Origin of the sequence: Desulfosoma sp. (assembly GCA_037481875.1) — a bacterium.
Classification (GTDB): Bacteria; Desulfobacterota; Syntrophobacteria; order Syntrophobacterales; family DSM-9756; genus Desulfosoma.
Genome location: JBBFKY010000003.1, coordinates 224790 through 240967, shown reverse-complemented (window position 1 = coordinate 240967; position 16178 = coordinate 224790). Strand labels below are relative to the sequence as shown.

The 16178-nt window shown below is 54.0% G+C and carries 15 protein-coding genes; 11 read left to right on the top strand and 4 right to left on the bottom strand.

From position 1 onward, the window contains the following. Window positions 1–47 precede the first annotated feature (47 nt). From WHS46_06055 to WHS46_06040, 4 genes are all read right to left on the bottom strand, one after another. Window positions 48–1031, bottom strand: a complete 984-nt coding sequence (locus WHS46_06055) for a TAXI family TRAP transporter solute-binding subunit (GenBank protein ID MEJ5348233.1) — start codon at window positions 1029–1031, stop codon at window positions 48–50. A gap of 186 nt (window positions 1032–1217) precedes the next feature. Continuing rightward, window positions 1218–2225 carry a cation diffusion facilitator family transporter gene (locus tag WHS46_06050; GenBank protein MEJ5348232.1) on the bottom strand — a complete coding sequence of 336 codons (1008 nt, stop codon included), beginning with the start codon at window positions 2223–2225 and terminating at the stop codon, window positions 1218–1220. A gap of 57 nt (window positions 2226–2282) precedes the next feature. After that, complete coding sequence (locus WHS46_06045) at window positions 2283–2792, bottom strand: transposase (protein MEJ5348231.1); 510 nt, start codon at window positions 2790–2792, stop codon at window positions 2283–2285. Window positions 2793–3075: 283 nt separating this feature from the next. Then, a complete protein-coding gene (locus tag WHS46_06040) occupies window positions 3076–3624 on the bottom strand; it encodes a hypothetical protein (GenBank protein ID MEJ5348230.1) in 549 nt (182 codons plus the stop codon). A gap of 504 nt (window positions 3625–4128) precedes the next feature. Between WHS46_06040 and WHS46_06035 the strand changes: the two genes are divergently transcribed. The 11 genes from WHS46_06035 to aroE all read left to right on the top strand — a co-directional run bounded on the left by WHS46_06035 (window position 4129) and on the right by aroE (window position 16166). Then, a complete protein-coding gene (locus WHS46_06035; GenBank protein ID MEJ5348229.1) occupies window positions 4129–4515 on the top strand; it encodes a hypothetical protein in 387 nt (128 codons plus the stop codon). A 188-nt stretch (window positions 4516–4703) separates the two neighbouring features. After that, window positions 4704–5060, top strand: a complete 357-nt coding sequence (locus WHS46_06030; GenBank protein ID MEJ5348228.1) for a hydrogenase maturation nickel metallochaperone HypA — start codon at window positions 4704–4706, stop codon at window positions 5058–5060. 5 nt (window positions 5061–5065) lie between these two features. Beyond that, the gene (gene hypB, locus WHS46_06025) at window positions 5066–5737 is read left to right on the top strand and encodes a hydrogenase nickel incorporation protein HypB (GenBank protein ID MEJ5348227.1); all 672 of its coding nucleotides are present in this window, start codon (window positions 5066–5068) and stop codon (window positions 5735–5737) included. Further along, on the top strand, window positions 5737–8142 hold the full coding sequence (gene hypF, locus WHS46_06020) for a carbamoyltransferase HypF (protein ID MEJ5348226.1): 2406 nt from the start codon (window positions 5737–5739) through the stop codon (window positions 8140–8142). The genes hypB and hypF overlap by 1 nt, the downstream gene beginning before the upstream one ends. After that, window positions 8132–9298, top strand: coding sequence for a hydrogenase formation protein HypD (gene hypD / locus WHS46_06015; protein MEJ5348225.1), 1167 nt, complete (start codon window positions 8132–8134; stop codon window positions 9296–9298). Before hypF ends, hypD begins: the two co-directional genes overlap by 11 nt. Window positions 9299–9375: 77 nt before the next feature. Beyond that, window positions 9376–10386 (top strand): hydrogenase expression/formation protein HypE, encoded by a 1011-nt coding sequence (gene hypE, locus WHS46_06010; protein MEJ5348224.1) that lies wholly within the window; start codon window positions 9376–9378, stop codon window positions 10384–10386. Between the two features lie 680 nt (window positions 10387–11066). Further along, a complete protein-coding gene (locus WHS46_06005; protein ID MEJ5348223.1) occupies window positions 11067–12200 on the top strand; it encodes a radical SAM protein in 1134 nt (377 codons plus the stop codon). Window positions 12201–12279: 79 nt separating this feature from the next. Beyond that, window positions 12280–12723, top strand: a complete 444-nt coding sequence (locus tag WHS46_06000) for a DUF296 domain-containing protein (GenBank protein ID MEJ5348222.1) — start codon at window positions 12280–12282, stop codon at window positions 12721–12723. 470 nt (window positions 12724–13193) lie between these two features. Further along, the gene (locus WHS46_05995) at window positions 13194–14204 is read left to right on the top strand and encodes a 3-dehydroquinate synthase II (GenBank protein MEJ5348221.1); all 1011 of its coding nucleotides are present in this window, start codon (window positions 13194–13196) and stop codon (window positions 14202–14204) included. Continuing rightward, a complete protein-coding gene (gene pheA / locus WHS46_05990; GenBank protein ID MEJ5348220.1) occupies window positions 14204–15325 on the top strand; it encodes a prephenate dehydratase in 1122 nt (373 codons plus the stop codon). Before WHS46_05995 ends, pheA begins: the two co-directional genes overlap by 1 nt. A gap of 1 nt (window position 15326) precedes the next feature. Then, window positions 15327–16166 carry a shikimate dehydrogenase gene (gene aroE, locus WHS46_05985; GenBank protein MEJ5348219.1) on the top strand — a complete coding sequence of 280 codons (840 nt, stop codon included), beginning with the start codon at window positions 15327–15329 and terminating at the stop codon, window positions 16164–16166. Window positions 16167–16178 lie beyond the last annotated feature (12 nt).

The following is a 16178-nucleotide window of genomic DNA, read 5'->3' as shown; positions in this document are numbered from 1 at the left end:
GAGGGCCTGAAGTCATCACGCATCGCTCAGCCCCTTTGGAGGGATCCTTAAAGTAATCCCTTGATGGCCTCGAGAACCGGATTCCTTTCTCGGGGCTTTTGGATCTCCGTGGGCTTGAGGCTTGCCGGAGCCCTACGGACACAATCGGACTGTTCCCATCCTTTGATTTGAGAACTCAGATCCACCTGGCGCCACTTAGGGTGGCCGTTTTTCATCAGCCAATCCAGGTTCTCGCCTAGAATGCGGGCAAAACGACCTATATCTTCACATAACGCGGCACGGTAATCAAAGGTGATGAGCGCCGCCTTCACGGTCACCGTGCGGACCGCTTCTGGCTGCCAACTGTAAGTACCTCCAGGAATGGTCGTTTGAGGATAAAATTGCAACACAGTTTTGTTTTCGATAGGGATAAGTTTTAAATTATCGGCGATGGTGACATCTTCGGCGAAGAACTTCACAGGATACCCTGCGACGCAGAACATGGCGTCTAAGGAACCTTCTTTAATCTTCTGCAACGCTTCTTCCATTCCCACGGGCACCGTATTTGCCGGCTTGATCTGAGAAACTTCAAGAAGGAGTTTTGCAGTAAGATAAGTGCCGCTACCCTCTTCCCCGACGGCCACTCTTTTCCCTTGCAGGGCATCAAAGTCGGCTATGTCTTTTCGGCCGACAAGATGGATCTCCTCATCATAAAGAGGGAAGACAATCTTAAGCTTTTGAGCCATACGCTTTAGGGTCGGATTGGTCTGCACCTTGGCCACAAAGGCTAGCACATCGGACTGGACGATGCCCAACTGCACGTCAGAGCGCTTGAAGACGGCGTAGATATTATCCACAGATCCTTTGGACTCGTGGACTTTTAACTCGATGCCCTGATGGCGCATCAGTTCCTGAAGATTCATGCCGATCTGATAATAGGTCCCTTTGGGACTACCCGTCACGATTCCCAGTTCCACCGCTTCAAGGCTCGAGATAATTCCGAGCACAGAAAACATCAGGGCCGCCATCATAACGCAGGGTTTCGTTCTCACCTTTCTCCTTCCTACTTACCTTCTCACATTTCAAAAGACGGCAAAGGACTCCATTCAATTTTTCGAAAAAGCAAATCTCTCAGGCGTGATGCCATACGGTGGTGCACGCATGAGTCTACGAGTATCAAAGCGTTTGTTTGCTTTTTTACCAAAGGCGCCGTCTTGTGGCAAAGTTTTTGAGATCGGTCAAAAATCGGAGTCGGTCTTCTCTCCATTTCGGTCGCGTTCGGTGAGATGGCCTTGGTTCCAAAAGGTGGCTAGGGACTTGGGGTGGCTTCGCTGGGTGCATTGGGGCATGTTGCATATGGGACAGTTGGGATCCCGGCAAGGATCCACGTGCACAAAAACTTCGGCGGCCCCCTTGAAATGAGTGCGAAACAGTTCTTCCAGTTCCGCCACTTCCCTATGAGCGTCCACCAAGGGAAGATAGCGGGGCAGAATAAGATGAAAATCCACGTAGAGATGACGACCGGAACGCCACGCACGCAGTTTGTGGATGTCGATCCAGATGGTTTTTCGATGCTGACTGAGAAGTTCTGAGATTTCTTTGAGCAGAAGAGGATCTGAGGCGTCCATAAGGCCGGCGAAGGATTCTCTGAGGAGCGATCGTCCGGAAGCAAGAATATGCAAACCAACCAGAGCGGCGACGGCACCGTCGATCCAGTAATAGCCTGTGAGTTTGACCAGAACGAGACCGATAACGACGGCGATGGAAGAAAGAGCATCCGTCATGACGTGCTTGCCGTCGGCGACCAACGCCAGGGAGTGGGTGCGTCGTCCTATGGTCACAAGAATGACGCCAAGGGCCCCGTTGATACCGCTTGTGCTGAGAACCAACCACAGGCCCATGTCCAGGTTGGGCAAAGGATGCGGCCGACTGATTTGTTGCCATGCGCTCCAGAAGATCCCTGCAGCGGCAACCACGATTAAAGCCCCTTCAAATCCTGCGGAAAAATATTCCACTTTGCCATGGCCGTAAGGGTGTTCGGGATCAGGAGGTTTTGCGGCAAGGTGGATACTCCAAAGGGCGAAAGCGCCGGCAATGACATTCACGATGGATTCCAAAGCATCGGAGAGTACAGCTGCTGAATGGGTCAAAGAATAGATGTAGAACTTGAAAGCCATCAAAAGGCAGCTAAGAGTCAAAGAAAGGGCGATGGCTTGAAGGCGGATGCGTTGGGATTGATCTTTCATAGGCGTGTGCCTGAATTTTTTCGGTGACAAGGATTGGGCGAATCCTGGCCCCTGTTTTCAAACCTCGATCACATTAGCACGAATATCTTCCCTTCCCAAGGCCAAGTCAAAATCTGACCATCTGGCCTTGGGGGCCATGCTTGTGTGCCCTTCTAGAGTTTTCCGGGTAGTGTCAAGCATTTTGTGTAAAATTTCTGCCTTCGAGCCGTTGCCATATTGCAAGTTTTTTCGTACTTTTTCCAGAGGGTTAGAGCTCCAGTGGACTTCCATTTTTAAGGCAATGAAAGCAAGCAGAGTGTAGCAGGACCGTTCTCCTGCCAGGATCTCCATGGGTCTTGTTCTCCATCGAAATTCCTTGTTGAGCCTTTCGATGATGTTGGTCGTTCTCAGCGAAATCCATTCTTCTTCAGGAAAGTTGAAGAAAGTCAGGCAGGATTCCAGGCCCTTTTCCAAACAGGCGACGGCGGAGGGTAGATCTTTTTCCCACTGTGTTTTGAATTCCAGGAAAAGCTCACCGGCCTTGTCTTTCGAAGAAGCGTAGAAGATGGAGCGCATGGGGTCAGCCACAGCTTTGCTTCATGTACCCTACGGGTTGGGTCGAGAGGGTGGCTAAGGGGTTGGGTGGAACGGATGGTGCATTACGCTTCGCTTCATGCGCCCTACGAGGTATGGGGTTGAGTTTGATGGTGGGGGATACCATTGTAGGGCGGATGGAGCGAAGCGAAATCCGCCATCCCGAGATCATCCACGCGCAGCGGATGGAGCGAAGCGAAATCCGCGGTCATACACAGCGAAGCAAAATCGCACGTCATAGGCCCGCCATACACAACGAACCGGAATCCGCTGCCGCTTACCCTAAAAATCGCAGCGTCCCCATGAGCGCTGCCATAAGGCCGAAACCCAAGCCAATGGTCCATTGAAGCTGGAAGAACCGCTTGTCCATAGCCTCAAAACGAGCATTGGTTTCACGTTGCATGGCCTCAAAACGCTTATCCGTGGCTTCAAAACGCTTATCGACAGCCTCAAACCGGGCGATCATTTCACGCTGCAGCGACTCAAAGCGCTTATCCATGGCTTCAAAACGCTTATCGACAGCCTCAAACCGGGCGATCATTTCACGCTGCAGCGACTCAAAGCGCTTGTCCATGGCTTCAAAGCGCTTTTCCGAAGCCTGAAAATGAACAATCTGGATTTCCTTCAGGGCCCGCAGCTCTTCCTCGACTCGAACCACCCTTTCCATCAGGGAAAGTTCCCGAGCGCGCTGTTCGTTTTCCTTGACAAACGCGGTGAGCCTTTCCGAGAGAAGCTCATCCAGCTTTTCTCGAAAAAGGTGTTCCACGCTTTGCGCGATCCAATCCTTCACTTGCCTTTCGCTCAGAGATGATTCGGCAAAGTTCATGCGCCCAGCTCCCTCTTTCGGCGAGTTTTTTTGGAACTCTACCACCCCTGGATGCCGCTATCAAGATCGGCTAACGCGTAGGGCGGATGAAGCGAAGCGGAATCCGCCATCACCACCCCATGACCCACCCACATCCCGTAGGGCGCATGAAGGCGAAGGCGCAATGCGCCATCATTAAAAGCGAAGCCGTAATCCGTCATCTTTAAAGGCAACGCCCAAATTGGCCATCATTCAAGACAAAGCCGTAATTGGTCATCTTTAAAGGCAACTCCGTAATCCGCTACCATGAAATATGGCGCGTCATTCGCCAAGACCACTCCCTCACCACCGTATCCCCCAATCGCCACCCAATCACCTTGTGCCTTAAAACATGATACAATGAGCGCACCCTGAATTGGGGGATTCCGGTGGGTCGGTTGGGGTGGTGATTCGTTGCGGTGGAAGTTGTAAGGTGTAGTTTGTGTGGGCTAGTTTGTATGGTGTAGTTGGTATGGCGTGGTTCATATGGCGTGGTTGGTAAGGTGTATTTTGGTCGGCGTGGTTTGTACGGCGCATTTCGCTTCGCTCCATGCGCCCTACGGTTTAATAGGATGGACGATGGCGTTGCCGAAAGAAGGCCATTCCCTGTCCCATTCACAGACGGTTGGTTTTTTAGAGAAGCTTTTGAGAAAAGGAATCGGTCGAGGCCTGGCCGCAAGACAAGTAGGTTATCGGCTTAGCTTTGTCATGTTTTTTTGGGGTCACACAAAGTGGGCTGCCATGGCTGATGCACTCCTAGTCGATCCCTCCCTGAACATGGTCGAGGTGGAAAAGGCTTTGCCAGACCATCTTCATGTGGTTTTCTCCGCTTTGCATATGAAGTCAGCCATGTGCAGCTGTACCAGCATATAAAAATGGCACTTTCACGCCGTAGGGCGTATCGATGTGCCTGCCCCAAGTTGTCTTTTCGACAACCGCCAAACTTGACCCTGTTTCTGCCCTATGTTAAGTGCCCTACGTTTCAAGGAAAGGTTTTAGCGCTCACGGTACCTGTCTTTGCAAAGTCGGCGTGTTCAAAAAGGATCCAGCGCGTGCACGAAATGGCCATTGCTCAAAGTGTTCTCGACATTGTTCTCGATGAATGCCGACGCCACCACATGGAAACGGTGGATCGTATCCATTTACAGGTTGGAGCCTTGGCGGCCGTCGTGCCGGAAGCTTTGACTTTTTGTTTTCAAGTGGTGGCCCAGGGCACACCCGCCGAAAGGGCCGTGCTGGACATCGAAACGGTTCCGGTGGTTGTGCGTTGTCCTTTGTGTGGGGATCTTTATGAGATGGAAGATCGTTTGGATATGTGCCCTCGATGCGGCCCCGTGGTTTCAGGGCTTTCTTTGATCAGCGGTCGCGAAATGACGGTCATGTCCATCGAAGGGCGCAGCAAAAACGAAGGAGCATGAAATCCATGGTGGAAATAAAAGTTCCCGTGGTTCGAAATATTTTGGAAGTCAATGAACGACTCGCCCAGGAAAATCGAAAAATCTTTGATGAGAAAAAGATTCTCGTCCTAAATCTCATGAGTTCCCCCGGGGCCGGCAAGACCTCCGTGCTGGAACGCACGGCTGAAGCCTTGCAAGGCCGTTACACCATTGCGGTTATCGAAGGCGACATTCAGTCTTCGTTAGACGCGGAGCGCTTGCAGCGCAAAGGGGTGCAGGCGGTCCAGATCAACACCGATGGAGCCTGTCACCTGGACAGCAACATGGTTCGCATCGCTTTGGAAAGTCTACAGTTGGATTTCGTGGATCTGCTCGTCATTGAAAATGTGGGCAATCTTGTCTGCCCCGCGGAATTCAATCTTGGAGAACACCACAAGGTGACCATTTTGAGTGTGGCCGAAGGGGATGACAAACCCGCCAAATACCCTCTCATGTTCCAGATTTCGTCGGTTCTTTTGGTGAATAAGATCGATCTTTTGCCCTACCTGGACTGTGACCTCGATGTCATTCACCAAAGAGCCAAAGAACTCAACCCCTTGCAGCACATCTTTGATATTTCCTGCCGCACGGGAGAAGGTTTAGAAGCGTGGACGGCATGGCTGGAAGCCCAAATTCAGGAGAAAAAAAACCTGCCTTGATGGTGCAGTCCCGTGTGTTTCGCCGGGTCGGCATTCGCGTGGAAGGGATCGTCCAAGGGGTGGGATTCCGCCCCTTTGTGTTCCAGACGGCGCATCAGTGGGGCTTGAACGGATGGGTTCGAAACGATGCCACGGGCGTAGAAATCGAACTGGAAGGTCCTGGAGAAGCGGTGGAAGGTTTCCTAAAAAGCTTGCATCAGGAAGCCCCGCCGCTTGCCTCTATTCGATCCGTCACGGTGCACGACAAGCCCTGTGAAGGTCTTGCCGGATTTCACATCATCTCCAGTGAGAACTCCAGCCTGCGCACGGCCCTGATTTCGCCCGATACGGCCATATGCCCGGACTGCTTGCGGGAACTGCTGGACCCTCAAGACCGGCGTTATCATTATCCTTTTATCAACTGCACCAACTGCGGCCCGCGGTATACGATTATTCAGGACATTCCTTACGATAGGCACAAAACCACCATGGCTGGGTTTCTCATGTGTGACGCGTGCCGTGCCGAATACGAGGATCCTTCCAACCGGCGCTTCCATGCCCAACCCAATGCCTGCCCTCAATGCGGACCTCAGGTTTGGCTGGAAGACAACCAAGGGCGAGTTTTGGCCGAAAGGGATCATGCCGTCCGCCAAGCCGTGCATTTTCTCGAAAGGGGATACATTGTTGCCGTCAAGGGTTTGGGAGGATTTCACCTGGCCGTTTTAGCCAAGGACGAAGCGGCGGTCTCTCGATTACGGCACCGAAAGATTCGCGAAGAGAAACCCTTTGCCGTCATGTTTAAAAACCTGAAGGCCGTTGAGTCGGTATGCTTCGTCACTCCGGAGGAAGAGCGACTTCTGATTTCCAAAGAACGGCCCATTGTGCTGCTACGCAAACGGTCCGATTCCTCGTCTTTGGCCGTCGGAATGGCCCCGTCGGTCGCTCCGGGGAATGCTTACCTGGGAGCCTTTCTTCCCTACACACCGCTGCATGTGTTGCTCTTTGAGGAATCTTCCTACGACGCTTTGGTCATGACCAGCGGCAATCAAAGTGATGAGCCTATAGTTACAGAAAATGATGAAGCTCGAGCTCGCCTTCGAGGTATCGCCGATGTTTTTCTCATGCATAATCGCGACATCTACATCCGTTGTGACGATTCGGTCGTGCGAATGCTTCCCGGCGGCATGATGCCGATTCGGCGTGCACGAGGCTATGTGCCCGTGCCGGTACGGCTTTCGCGTTCCGGACCCGTGGTCTTGGGAACAGGTTCCGAATTGAAAAACACCGTGTGCCTCACTCGCGACCAAGACGCTTTTCTCAGTCAACATATCGGTGATCTGGAAAACCTGGAAACTCTTCGAGCCTTTGAAAATACGATCGAGCATCTGCAGAAAATTTTGGATGTTCGCCCCACATGGATTGTTCATGATCTTCATCCCGATTACCTTAGCACCCAATGGGCTGAAACCCACGCGGACCCCTGTCCGTATTGGAACGCTGAGAATCGTGGCATAAAAACACCGCAAGAGGATCGTCCCTATCGGATCGCGGTCCAACACCATCACGCTCATATCGCTTCGGTACTGGCGGAAAAACAATTTGACGGTCCTGTGTTGGGAGTGGCTTTGGATGGGACAGGCTATGGGCCCGATGGAACGATATGGGGTGGTGAGTTTCTTTATGTTCATCAAGAAACCTGGCGTCGATTGGGGCGTTTTTATCATCTTCCACTGCCTGGAGGGGATCGGGCCGTTAAAGAACCTTGGCGAACGGCTCTAGGAGCCCTATGGATTTTGGCAGGCGATTCCGTGGAAGAACGCTATGCTTTCTTTACAGAACGTTGGCCTGAAAAGGAACGGCGTCTTGTGCTGCGAATGCTTCAGCGCAAAATCAATACCCCTCTCACCTCTTCCTGTGGGCGTCTTTTTGATGTGATCGCGTCTTTGTGTGGTGTACGGGATCGAATTAGTTATGAAGGTCAAGCAGCCGTGGAATTGGAACAATCCATTCAGGAAGACTCTAATACCTACGATGCAGCGTTATACGAAGAGGATGGACTTTGGGTACTTGACAGTCGTCCCCTCATCGCGCAAGTCGCTGAGGATCTTCAGCAACACGTGCCATCGAGTGTGGTTGCCTGTCGATTTCACAGAGGGCTCGTGGTGGCAATCGAAAAGCTCTTGGAAGAACTTTCCCATGAAACGGGTTTGCGCACGGTGGCGCTGAGCGGCGGTGTTTTTCAAAATGTTTTCGTACACACCAACCTTCAGCGCCGGTTACAGAAAAGCGGTTGGCATGTTCTGGTGCATGAGCAGGTGCCGCCCAATGACGCTTGTATTTCCCTAGGACAAGTTTACATCGGGCGGTGCCTGGCGGCAAAATGGGACTTGAACGTTCCGGAAGGCACCTGTGGGGATGGTTTCTAAAAACAGTTCGCGTGGCGTGAGGCAACCAATGTCGCTTAAGTACATGGATGAATTTCGAGATGGTGGATTAGCCCGAAGAATCTTGACGAAGCTTAAAAAGCAGTGCTCAGGACGAGCGCCTATGCGTTTTATGGAAATCTGCGGCACACATACAGTGGCCGTTTTTCGATCCGGGCTGCGCCCCCTTTTACCTTCCTCGTTGGAACTGATCAGTGGTCCCGGCTGCCCTGTGTGTGTGACGGCTTCCGAAGACATTGATAAAGCCATCTGGTTCGCTTCCCAGCCCCACGTCCTGGTGGCCACCTTTGGAGACTTGCTTCGAGTTCCCGGATCCCGCGCTTCGTTAGCCCAGGAAAGGGCTCAAGGAGCGGATGTGCGCATGGTTTACAGCGCCATGGATGCTGTGGAGCTGGCTCAGGAAAACCATGACAAAGAAGTGGTCTTCATCGGGATCGGCTTTGAGACGACGGCTCCCACCGTCGCGGCGGCCGTGACCCACGCGGAACGCTTGGGACTTAAGAATTTTTCTGTCTTTTCGGTACACAAGGTTCTTCCACCCGCCATGGAAGCCCTTTTATCGTCCGGAGACCTTCGCCTGGACGGGTTTCTCTGCCCCGGCCATGTGACAACGGTCATTGGCGCGAAAGCTTATGAAGCCCTGGCTGCCCGTTACCATATGCCTTGTGTGATCACGGGGTTTGAGCCCCTGGACATTCTGCATGGCCTCTGGATGCTGATCCAACAGCGATTTTCCGGTACAGCTCGTGTCGAAATTCAGTACCGACGCGGCGTCACCTGGGAAGGAAATGTGGCCGCTCAGAGACTCATGGCACAAGTGTTTCGTCCTGCGGATGCCGTTTGGCGTGGTCTCGGGCGCATTCCTCTTTCCGGCCTGGCTTTTCGGGACGAATGGGTCCGCTTTGATGCCACCCAAAAATTCCAAGTACCACAACTGGACTCGCGAGAAGATCCAGGGTGTCGATGCGGCGATGTGCTGCGTGGCGTTCTTTCACCACCACAATGTCCTTTGTTTCGAAAGGTGTGCACGCCGCAGAGCCCCAAGGGACCGTGTATGGTATCCAGTGAAGGCACATGCGGTGCCTATTTCAAATATGCTTACGACGGGCCCAATCTTGAGGAAGAGGAAAAATACTGAGGCAAAAACTTACCTGGTGGAAAGACGCTTCAGCGAGCTTAACACTGAACCAAATGAGATCGAGAGAGGAAGAACGCGTGAAGGAAACGCACGTGTTGTTGGATCATGGCAGTGGAGGTCGAGCGACCCACGAACTGGTGCAACATGTGTTTGCCCGGTTTTTGAGCAATCCTTACCTGGACGCCATGAACGACAGCGCTGTGATGCATGTTCCGGGACATCGACTGGCTTTTACCACTGATGCCTACGTCGTTGATCCCATCATTTTCCCAGGCGGAAACATCGGGTCTTTGGCCGTTCATGGAACGATCAACGATTTGGCCATGAGCGGTGCTCAACCGATCTATCTAACAGCCGCTTTCATTTTAGAAGAAGGGCTTGAAATCTTACTTCTGGAAACCATCGTGCAATCCATGGCCGAAGCGGCTCGAGATGCCGGAGTAGCTGTTGTCGCTGGAGATACCAAGGTTGTGCCCAAAGGAAAAGGGGACAAGATTTTTATCACAACCTCAGGGGTGGGCATCGTGGCTCCGGGTGTCTCTGTCCAGGGTCAAAATGCAAGGCCCGGAGACATGGTGCTCATCAATGGAACCATCGGCGATCACGGAACGGCTATCCTCTGCACGCGAGAGGGCCTCTCCATGGAAGGGGACATAAGAAGCGATTCTGCAGCGCTGCACACTCTCACAGCCGCTGTTTTGAGCCGGTGTCCTCAGGTACACGTGTTCCGGGACCCCACAAGGGGTGGTGTGGCGACCACACTGAACGAAATTGCACGTCAATCCCGGGTGGGAATTCGTCTTTTTGAGGAAGCCCTGCCCATTGAAGAAGATGTGGCAGGAGCCTGTGAAATTTTAGGACTGGACCCACTTTACATGGCCAACGAAGGGAAGGTTTTAGTGGTGCTTCCTCGAGAAGAAGCCGAAAAGGCTCTGCAAACCATGCGAAGCCATCCCCTTGGGCGAAAAGCGGCTTTGATCGGTGAAGTCATTGAAGACCATCCCGGCCGTGTAGTGCTCCAAACCCGAATCGGTGGCAACCGCATTCTGGATATGCTGCGAGGGGAACCTTTACCGCGTATCTGTTAGGATCGTGCGTAAGGGTTTCTGGACATGGGGCAAAGTTTCGGCCATGACCAAGGTCCCGTCGGGGCGGACCCATGTGTCCGCCCATCATGTCCACCCTTGGGGTTGAGCCTGCCCCGTAGGCCATGGGGCATCCCGAAGGTTTGTAGGGGCGGACCCACGTGTCCGCCCCAAAACACGGCGGCGCGAGCCGGCTTAGGGGTGCACACGCCGGTGCGCCCCTACAGGGTTTTGCCGTTTCTGTGTGAATTTACCCTGCCGGGATAGTGGCTTTGTTTGGGAATGGTGCCAAGACGTTATGGGGACGGAGCCATGCATCTGCCTATGGCCTCCAGCCCTGGGGATAAGCTAGCCTCCTAGGCCAACTGGCATCACGAAGGCTTGTAGGGACGGACTCCCGTGTCCGCCCCTTTTACCTCTTGGCTTTCCAAGGCGGCCTGGGTGTGACGCATGGTGCAAAAGAGAGCGCCGCCCTTGTCGGCCTTTGAACTCGTGGGCTAGACTCCCAAAGAAGGCAAAGCACGCAGCGAGGGAGGAATTTCCGTGTCATGGGAAATCTTTTTTCCTGTTCACGGAAAACATGAAGGGAAAAGGATGCGGAACACGGAAATCTCTACAGGACAGGGATCCCTCTGGGGTACTCAAAGACACGAGACACACTTGAATGCCAGGAGGGAAAAGCCGTGGGGCTGCATTGGTTGACCGGCGGATTGCGAGGGTTTCGTTGCAGCATCTGTGGTCAGCACGTGGATGGAGCGGGTTCCGGGATCGGCGTGTGCGTCCGTTGCATCGTCCATGATTGGGATCGAGCGCGACCTGTGGTGGAAGCCGTACATCGGAAATCGCGCCTTCGTTTTCACTTGCCTGAGGAAGTCCCTAAAGCTCGCATTGGAGTCGAATGCCGCCTATGTCACCATCGATGCCGCATGGCGCCGAGTGAAGCGGGCTATTGCGGCATTCGCACAGGGGACATGGAAAGTATGCGCCGTGATGGGCGTCTTATGGCTTCCGTTTCTTACTACCATGATCCTCTTCCTACAAACTGCGTGGCGGATTGGGTATGTGCCGGGGGCACAGGGGTGGGTTATCCCCGGTTTAGCACGGCCAAAGGACCGGAAGTGGGCTGCTACAATCTGGCTGTCTTTTTTGAAGCCTGCAATTTTAATTGCCTCTATTGCCAAAACTGGACGTTTAAAAGGAATACATGCCAGGATAGGCCCTGGTTGGCCGTTGAAGAGATGCTTTCGGCCGTAACGGAACGAACCTCCTGCATTTGCTTTTTCGGAGGCGATCCGGTGCCTCAGTTGCCGTTTGCGCTGCGCTTTGCTCGAGAAGCCGTCAAAGCTCGATCGGGACGCATCCTGCGGGTATGTTGGGAAACCAACGGAAGCATGCATGCCAGCTGGCTGCGTTCCATGGCGCAGATATCCTTGGAATCCGGCGGCTGTGTCAAAGTGGACCTTAAAGCCTGGGACCCCAACATTCACTGGGCTTTATGCGGATCAGACAACCGACAAGTGCTGGAAAATTTCGCTAAACTCTCCCAATGGGTCCCTTTGCGTCCCGATCCCCCTTTACTCATCGCCAGCACACTCCTTGTGCCCGGCTATGTGGGTGAAGCCGAAGTCTCACGCATCGCTCGATTCATCGCGGGCCTTAATCCCGATATACCCTATGCGCTTCTGGGATTTGCCCCTCAGTTTGTTCTCAACGATTTTCCTACCACGTCACGAGTGGAAGCCGAAGCGTGTCTGGAAGCCGCACACCGAGCCGGCCTGCGCCGAGTGCGACTGGCTAATCGACATCTGCTGTGTTAATGGAAGGCTCGTGACAGATCGAGATCGAAAAATGGCTCGTTAAGAAAATTGTCTGTGAAGACACATTGCGGAGGTCGAAATGCGCTATGAGGAAGGGCGGCTGGGACGCATTTTTGTCATCCGTTTGGAGTCCGGGGAGCGGATTCCTGATGTGATCGAAAAATTTGCCCGGGAAAAAGGTGTGCAGAGGGCCATGGCCATCTTGCTGGGGGGCGTCGATGACGGCAGCCGTATGGTTGTGGGTCCGAAAGCCGGGCTAGGCGAAGAAATCGTGCCTCTGGTTCACACCCTGGCCGGGATTCAAGAAATTTTGGGTGTCGGCACATTGTTTCCGGATGAAGAGGGAAATCCTGTGCTCCATTTGCATGGCGCTTCCGGGCGTGAAGGCGGAGCGTCCGTAGGGTGCACGCGGGCGGGGATGAGCGTATGGCTTGTGGGCGAAGTGATCCTTTTGGAAATCGTCGGCAGCTATGCCGTTCGTAAAAAAGACCCCCAGAGCGGCTTGAAACTGCTTCATGTTTGAAGCGCACGAGGGAATTCCTCCAGCCCGAAAGCATCGGATCGGTGAGATACCGCTTGACAGGAAAGGCTGGTGTTTTTACAAGGGTTCAAACCTATGTTGAAAAGGGTCAGCTCTATGAACATAAGAAGCGAACAGTTTTATGGCGCGTACTTTTTTGGGGGAAAAGTGTGGGCTGAACCCTGAAGAGGTTGCGAGTTCCAGAAGTGAAGCGAAACCAAGGCCGGGGGTTCAGCCCCCGGCCTTTTTTTGTTTCTGGTTGGAAGGCTGTCCGACAAATGAGGCACGAGGTTGATTCTCTTGGGGCCGCAGAGCCCTGGCCCGTTCCATGTGCGCACGGAACGCCTGCGCTCCCGGGGAATAGCCCGGTTTCAGGACTGTAGGGGCGAGACGGCGCCTGGCCCCTACCCGGAAACGCCCTTCGATGCGACGATCTTGGTCGATGTCGGACAAGCTTTCAGGGCTCTCATTAAATGGGAGAAGAGGCAGTGAAGGAAGTCTGGCTGCATTTGGACCATTGGGACAAGGACATGGTGAGGGCGGCGCTGGAGTCGGGCGTCCTCGGGGTGATCGCTCCCGAAGGACTGGCCGAAAAGATTCATGAACTGGGGCGCCTTGTGGTGATCAGTGCCGATGGGGATTGGGTGCCGGGTCGTGATGTGCACCTGGTCCATGTGCGTACTCCGGAAGACGAACACAGCGCGGCTCGGCTTTTGGCCCAGGGTTTTCCCGTTGTGGTGATGCATGCCGACTGGGAAATCATTCCATTGGAAAACCTCGTGGCGCGGGCAGGTCGTCTGCTGGTGGCGGTGGACTCGGAAAGCCGTTTGGAGATGGCTTTGGGTATTCTGGAAAAAGGGGTTTCCGGAGTTGTTTTGAAAGCTCCGAACACGGCTGCTTTAAAAAAATGGGCGGCGAGAGTGCATGCCGCCGTGCCTCCGGAAGTTTTGGTCGAAGCGGAAATTGTTTCCGTAAGGCCCGTGGGTTTGGGGGATCGCGTGTGTTTGGACACCAGCCTCATGATGCACGACGGTCAAGGCGCACTGGTGGGAAACAGCGCCGGCTTTCTGTTCCATGTACAGGCGGAAACCCGCCCAAATCCCTATGTGGCGCCTCGGCCCTTTCGTATCAATGCCGGAGCTGTTCACGCTTACGTCAAGGTACCCGAAGGTCGCACTCGTTATCTGTGTGAACTGGAAGCCGGGGATCAGGTGCTTGTGGTGAACCCGTCTGGAGCCGCCATGGAAGCCGTAGTGGGCCGATCTAAGATCGAAAGGCGCCCTTTGTTGTTGGTGGAAGCGGTCCACGGAGAACGTTCGGGAAGTCTTCTTTTACAAAATGCGGAAACCATCCGCCTAACCGTCCCAAACGGCGACGGCGTGTCCGTCACGCAGTTGCAGGTCGGTCAACGCATTCTCGTGGCCTTGGCTCCCGAAGCCCGTCACTTTGGACTGCCGGTTTCGGAAACGATTATGGAGCGGTGATGAAAGAGCATCCCTTATCCGCATACCGACAAGAAATCGATGAACTGGATGGGCGCATCCTGGAACTTCTCAACCGACGCATGCGCCTTGTGCAAGAAGTGGGAAAAATCAAGGCTCAACTGGGGCTGGACACCTTTGATCCAGGCCGTGAGGAAGCGGTGTGTAAACGTTTGGTTGAGAAGAACTCTGGGCCTTTGAGCGATGCATCGGTGCGGGCCATCTATCGCGAGATTCTGGCAGCTTCCAGAACCCTGCAGCAGCCGCTCAAAGTGGCTTTTCTCGGTCCCCACTGGACCTATTCTCACCTGGCGGCCATTTCGGTTTTCGGACACACGGCGCATTATGTCCCTCAAGCCACGCTTCTCGATGTGTTTGATGCCTTGTGTAAGCAGCTCGTCCATGTGGCTCTGGTTCCCATTGAAAATTCTCTGGAAGGCGGTATCGGCCAAACCATGGATCTTTTGTACGAGAGGCCCGTGCGGGTGGTGGGCGAATGTTACTTGGAAGTTGCCCATTGCCTGTGTTCTACAGCTCATGGTTTGGACTCGATCCGCAAAGTCTACGCACATCCGCACGCCGTAGGCCAATGTCGTCGATGGTTGTCGGATAATCTTCGAAGGGTGGAAATCTTTGAATGCGCATCCACGGCACGAGCCGCCCAGTCCGCAGCGGCAGACCCGCAATCGGCTGCCATTTGCAACACCAAGGCTGCGGAAAACCACGGACTTCATGTCTTGGCCGAACGCATCGAGGATCATCCGGGAAACACCACACGCTTTATCGTGCTAGGTCTTAAAGACAACGCGCCTACAGGCGATGACAAGACTTCTCTTCTTTTCGCCGTGGCCGATAGACCGGGGGCTCTTTACAAGGTGCTGGAATCCTTCACCCAATACGGCCTCAACATGACACGCATCGAATCCCGTCCTAACCGCATGCACCCGTGGCAGTATCTCTTTTTTGCCGACATCGCGGGGCATGAAGAAGAAGAAACCGTCCGGGCGGCGTTGAAGCAAGCTTCGGAACGGACAACCTTTCTTAAGGTCTTGGGTTCTTATCCCAAAGCCAATCCCATGAGTCCTATTCGGTTTGATGTGGAGCGGGCGAGGTTTGGAGGCTGACGTGGAGAGTGGAACAAGCCAGGGGGTGCGATCGGTCCAGCACGATCTTTTCGGGGTTATCGGCCGTCCGGCACGCCATAGCCTCAGCCCCGCCATGATGCAAGCCGCTTTTGAGTTGCTTGGGATCAAGGCCTATTACCTGGCGTTTGAAGCCGACACGCTTTCCCAAGCCTTGCCTGTTTTGGAAGGTTTGGGGTGTCGAGGGCTCAGTGTCACGGTGCCTTTCAAACAGGAAGCCTTGAGTTGGTGTGTTCGACTGGACCCGGCAGCGCAAGCTATCGGGGCTGTCAATACACTACGGCGCACCGAGTCGGGTTGGGAAGGACGAAACACGGATTGGGTAGGAGCCGTGCGGGCTTTGGAACGTCTGCTCCCTCTTCGAGGTGTATCGGCCCTGGTGCTTGGTGCGGGTGGGGCGGCTCGTGGTGTGGTGTACGGGCTGATCCAAAGCGGCGCTCATGTGATCATCGCGAACCGTACGGAAAGTCGAGCTCATGAGTTGGCAGCCGAGTTTCAATGTTCTTGGGTGCCTTTGAGCCACCTCGACCAAGTACAGCCCCAAGTGGTGGTTCAGACCACAAGCGCCGGTATGTCCGGCAATCCATACGGCTTTCAAATTCCTGAAGGATTTTTCACCCCGCACATGGTGGTCATGGATATTGTCTATGTCCCTTTGGAAACCCCGTTTTTGAGACAAGCCAAAGCGGCTGAAGCCCGTATTGTGGACGGCCTAGAGATGTTGCTCTATCAAGGCATGGAACAGTTGAGCTGGTGGTTGAACCGTCCGGCGCCGGAAGCGGTCATGAGGCAGGCGCTGCGAAGGGCGGTTCGACATCAGTAAGGAAGAATTGCT

Bases quoted from the DNA above. Each gene is read 5' to 3' on its own strand.
- WHS46_06050 (MEJ5348232.1), bottom strand. From the start codon at position 2,225: ATGAAAGATCAATCCCAACGCATCCGCCTTCAAGCCATCGCCCTTTCT.
- WHS46_06040 (MEJ5348230.1), bottom strand. From the start codon at position 3,624: ATGAACTTTGCCGAATCATCTCTGAGCGAAAGGCAAGTGAAGGATTGG.
- WHS46_06035 (MEJ5348229.1), top strand. From the start codon at position 4,129: ATGGCGTGGTTGGTAAGGTGTATTTTGGTCGGCGTGGTTTGTACGGCG.
- WHS46_06030 (MEJ5348228.1), top strand. From the start codon at position 4,704: ATGGCCATTGCTCAAAGTGTTCTCGACATTGTTCTCGATGAATGCCGA.
- hypB (MEJ5348227.1), top strand. From the start codon at position 5,066: ATGGTGGAAATAAAAGTTCCCGTGGTTCGAAATATTTTGGAAGTCAAT.
- hypF (MEJ5348226.1), top strand. From the start codon at position 5,737: ATGGTGCAGTCCCGTGTGTTTCGCCGGGTCGGCATTCGCGTGGAAGGG.
- hypD (MEJ5348225.1), top strand. From the start codon at position 8,132: ATGGTTTCTAAAAACAGTTCGCGTGGCGTGAGGCAACCAATGTCGCTT.
- WHS46_06000 (MEJ5348222.1), top strand. From the start codon at position 12,280: ATGCGCTATGAGGAAGGGCGGCTGGGACGCATTTTTGTCATCCGTTTG.
- WHS46_05995 (MEJ5348221.1), top strand. From the start codon at position 13,194: ATGGGAGAAGAGGCAGTGAAGGAAGTCTGGCTGCATTTGGACCATTGG.
- pheA (MEJ5348220.1), top strand. From the start codon at position 14,204: ATGAAAGAGCATCCCTTATCCGCATACCGACAAGAAATCGATGAACTG.